Origin of the sequence: Litoribacillus peritrichatus (assembly GCF_039537985.1) — a bacterium.
Lineage (GTDB): Bacteria > Pseudomonadota > Gammaproteobacteria > Pseudomonadales > Litoribrevibacteraceae > Litoribacillus > Litoribacillus peritrichatus.
This window is the reverse complement of the sequence record NZ_BAABBN010000008.1, coordinates 1-768: the sequence shown is the minus strand read 5'-3', so window position 1 is coordinate 768 and position 768 is coordinate 1. Positions and strand designations below refer to the sequence as shown.

Genomic DNA, 768 nt, shown 5'->3' with positions numbered 1-768 from the left:
AGATCCTGAAACCGTGTGCGTACAAGCAGTGGGAGCATTTTCGAATGTGACTGCGTACCTTTTGTATAATGGGTCAGCGACTTAATTTCAGTAGCAAGCTTAACCGTTTAGGGGAGGCGTAGGGAAACCGAGTCTTAATAGGGCGTTCAGTTGCTGGGATTAGACCCGAAACCAGGCGATCTATCCATGAGCAGGTTGAAGGTGCGGTAACACGCACTGGAGGACCGAACCCACTGTCGTTGAAAAGCCAGGGGATGACTTGTGGATAGGAGTGAAAGGCTAATCAAGCCTGGAGATAGCTGGTTCTCCTCGAAAGCTATTTAGGTAGCGCCTCGTATCTCACCATTGGGGGTAGAGCACTGTTAAGGCTAGGGGGTCATCCCGACTTACCAACCCTTTGCAAACTCCGAATACCAATGAGTGCAATTACGGGAGACACACGGCGGGTGCTAACGTCCGTCGTGGAGAGGGAAACAACCCAGACCGTCAGCTAAGGTCCCAAAATCTATGTTAAGTGGGAAACGATGTGGGAAGGCTTAGACAGCTAGGAGGTTGGCTTAGAAGCAGCCACCCTTTAAAGAAAGCGTAATAGCTCACTAGTCGAGTCGGCCTGCGCGGAAGATATAACGGGGCTCAAACATAGTACCGAAGCTACGGATGCGTGTTTACACGCATGGTAGAGGAGCGTTCTGTAGGCCGTTGAAGGTGTGTTGAGAAGCATGCTGGAGGTATCAGAAGTGCGAATGCTGACATGAGTAACGATAAGGG

Annotated in this window: 1 rRNA gene; it reads left to right on the top strand. The window is 50.7% G+C overall.

Annotation, left to right across the window (positions count from 1 at the left end):
- A 23S ribosomal RNA gene (locus ABD744_RS16355) occupies positions 1 to 768 on the top strand; the annotation flags it as partial.